2 protein-coding genes and 1 pseudogene are annotated in these 3416 nt (G+C 43.9%); 2 read left to right on the forward strand and 1 reads right to left on the reverse strand.

Going from position 1 to position 3416, the window contains the following annotated elements; genetic code table 11:
* The first annotated feature begins 108 nt into the window (after nt 1-108).
* Together PX484_RS10755 and PX484_RS10760 are read left to right on the forward strand one after the other, a co-directional pair.
* Entirely contained in the window at nt 109-1977 is a 1869-nt protein-coding gene (locus tag PX484_RS10755) for a BRCT domain-containing protein (RefSeq protein WP_287766686.1), read from the forward strand.
* A 157-nt stretch (nt 1978-2134) separates the two neighbouring features.
* A complete protein-coding gene (locus tag PX484_RS10760) occupies nt 2135-3013 on the forward strand; it encodes an NAD(P)-dependent oxidoreductase (protein ID WP_288103790.1) in 879 nt (292 codons plus the stop codon).
* 30 nt (nt 3014-3043) lie between these two features.
* On the opposite strand, the pseudogene PX484_RS10765 reads toward PX484_RS10760, so the two are convergent.
* Nucleotides 3044-3247, reverse strand: a pseudogene (locus tag PX484_RS10765) (zinc ribbon domain-containing protein); the annotation flags it as partial.
* Nucleotides 3248-3416 lie beyond the last annotated feature (169 nt).

Genomic DNA, 3416 nt, shown 5'->3' on the forward strand with positions numbered 1-3416 from the left:
CCCCGAATGCACCCCGTAACTGATATAAGTAGAGATGTAGGTCTATAACCAAAATTGCCGCATCAGTTCGGTTAGGTGACTGTTTTTCGCTTGTCTAGGAGGGTAGATATGCTCAACGAATTAATTTATGAAGGATTAGGTTTAAGTGCTGTTTTCGGAGGACTATTCCTCTGGTCGCGCTCTGGTCTCGTCAGCAAAAATACCGCCCTTTTAGCCGCACAAGCGCAATTACAGCAAAGTAACTCAGATTTGTTGGCTCAAGTCAAGGGTTTAGACGTGGCGCAATCAGATTTAAAAGACGAAAATCAGCAGCTGCACGCCAAAATAATTTACATAGAACAACATTCCGCCCAATTACAGCACAAAGCTACGGATTTAGAAAATTCTCTCCAGTCCCTCCAGCAAGCTGTCCAGATAGGTGAGAGTGAAATTGAACACCTGAAAACCACCGCTAAGGAAATAGAAGCGGAGAAAGCTGGTTTGATGGAGCAGTTAGAGGCAGAAAAAGCCCAAATTACTAGCCTAGAGGCACAGATTCAAACTTTAGAGCAGCAAAAAGGTGAAATTAACCGTCAATTTGATTTGACCAAAAAACAGACCACCTCTCTCTATAGTCAAATTCAGACCCTAGAACAGGATAAAACTCTATTACAGCAAGAGCTAGAAAAAGCTGAGGAATTAAGGGCGAAAGTGGCCGATTTAGACCATAAAAACCAAGAATTAAGCGATTTAGCCGCCCAAATTCCCAACTTGCAAGGTCAAATTCAAACCTTAGAACAGAATCTGGCTCACCAAACAGAACAGTATGAGCGAGGACAGCAGGAAATAGCCAGCTTACAGGATCAAATTAGCGGGTTAGAGCGGGAAAAAAAGTCTCTCAGCGAAGATTTAGCCGTAAGTCAAACTCGATCGCTCTCTTTAGGCAAAGAATGCGACAATTTAACTATAAAACTCCAAGAAACCGTCGCTCAAGTGACAGCCATAACCGCCGAAAAGGACAGTCTCGGCGCTCGTCTCGAAGCGGCTAAACTGGAGTTACAAGCTTTAGAAGTCCAGAAAGGGGAATTATCGGCAGAATTAACCACTGCTGCCGAAAAAATTGCTAATTTAAAAGGGCAATTACAGGAATTAAACCAGTTACCCCAACAATTGGCTGATTCTCAGGCAACAATTGCTGATTTAGAAGGGCAATTACAGGAATTAACCCAGTTACCCCAACAGCTAGAAACCTATCGGGAAAACATTTCTAATTTAGAGATTCAACTACACCAGTTAAGTTCCGAAAAAGACCAATTAGAAACCACAACTTCCCGTCATATCGAGGAATTAAGCCAACAAAATCGCCAACTAACTCAAGATTTAGAAGCCCAAAAAACGGCAGCTAAAGCTTTAGAAAAAGAAAAAATTAAGTTTGAGGGTGAGTTAGCAACTAAGCAAGCAGAAATCGCCGCTTTAGAGGTTAAAATTCAAAACCTACAGCAAGAAAGAGACGATTTCTCTCCACAAACTGCCCCTATTAGCACTAATGAACCAGAAGCAATTATTAGTGAAACTCCGGTAGTAGAAGAACCGGAAACCCCCCCGGTGATTGCCAAGGAAACTCCGGTAGTAGAGGAACCGGAAACTCCCCCGGTGATTGCCAAGGAAACCCCTGTAGTAGCAGCAGAAAAAATCACGGTTGCCGATACAAGTTTAGAAGTGCAACCCGCAGCGGAGATAGTCCAAACGAGTCAAGAATCCGCAGAAAATCCCCTAAGGGGAAAAACCGTAGTTATACTAGGAACCTTCAGCAAAATCAGTCGCGAGAAAGCGAAATCATTGATTATTAATGTCGGTGGTACTGTTACTGGTTCCCCCAGTGCGAATACTGATTATATTCTCCTCGGTAAAGCTCCCGGTGAGAAACTCAAAAAGGCTCAAAAATTAGGCATTAAAACCCTTTCAGAAGCCCAATTTCTGCAAATGGTAGAATCCTAAATCAGTTATCAGTTATCAGTTATCAGTTATCAGTTATCAGTTATCAGTTATCAGTTATCAGTTATCAGTTCACTGTTTACTGTTCACTGTTCACTGAAAATATACCCCACTTCATAATTCATAATTCATAATTCCCTTTCCCTTGATTACCAAAATTATGAGTCAAAAAATTGCCTTTTTAGGATTAGGAGTGATGGGGGCGCCGATGACGGCTAATCTTGTCCGTCAAGGTTTTGCTGTCAATGCTTGGAATCGTACCCCAGAGGTGCCGGGGATAACCATTGCTGGGGCAGCAGGTGCGAACATTTGTTCTAGTATCGCCGCCGCCGTCAGGGATGCCGAGATTGTCTTTACCTGCGTCGGGGATGTGCCTGACGTGGAAGCGGTAATTTTAGGACCGGGGGGTGTCATGGAATCGGCAGCGGTGGGAACTCTGGTGGTGGATATGAGTACCATTGGCTCTCAAGCCGCTAGGATGATTGGTAAAAAGCTAGAGGAAAATAATCTCCGTTTTCTCGATGCTCCCGTCTCTGGGGGCGATATTGGGGCGAAAAACGGCACTTTAACTATTATGGTGGGAGGGAAAGAAGCGGATTTTCAGACTTGTCTGCCCTGTTTTCAAGCCATGGGTAAAACTATTCGCTGGTGTGGCGAAATCGGCAACGGACAAGCAGTAAAACTCTGTAATCAAGTCTTGGGGGCGGTTCACATGGTGGCGCTGTGTGAGGCTCTAAAAATGGCAAAAATTCAAGGATTAGACCCCAATTTAGTCATAGAAGTCTGTAAAACGGGGGCGGCGGGTTCTTGGGCGTTGGAAAATTTGGGACCAAAAATCCTCGCCCAAGATTTACAGCCGGCTTTTATGATTGAACATATTTTAAAAGATTTGCGATTAGTCAAAGAAACTGCCCAGACAGCCGGGGAAATTCTGCCCGGGACAGATTTAGCAGAAGCTTTATTTAAAGTAGTAGCGGAATTGGACGAAGGCAAGGGAATTAAACAGGGAACCCAAGCGATGATTCGTGCCTACGATTAAGCCTTTTGTTGGCTTTGACACTCCCGTTGCCTAAAGGCGTGGGGATTCTTCGTTCACGGGGAGATGCCTTGCAAAAGCAGTGCCTTTACTTGGTCTTACTCTCCCTCCAGAAGCAGTAGCTGTATGCCCTACCGCCAAAATTCGTAAACCTTCATCTCGAATATTCTTAGCAGCATTGATGTCTCTATCGTGGGTTTCTCCACACTTAGGACATTGCCAACTACGAATATCTGGTTCTTCGGTTTGTCTTATGCAATGGACGAGGGTTATAAGGGATGGAACCCTTATAGAGAAAGGCATTTAGCGATTTTTGTCAATTGTTTTTGCTCTAGAGCGAACTAATCAATTAAGTCTCTTGCCAGATAAGGATTTAGTCGATTTATGCCCCCCTATCGAACCATAC

It is taken from the genome of Microcystis sp. M49636_WE2 (assembly GCF_030065375.1).
GTDB lineage: Bacteria > Cyanobacteriota > Cyanobacteriia > Cyanobacteriales > Microcystaceae > Microcystis > Microcystis aeruginosa_C.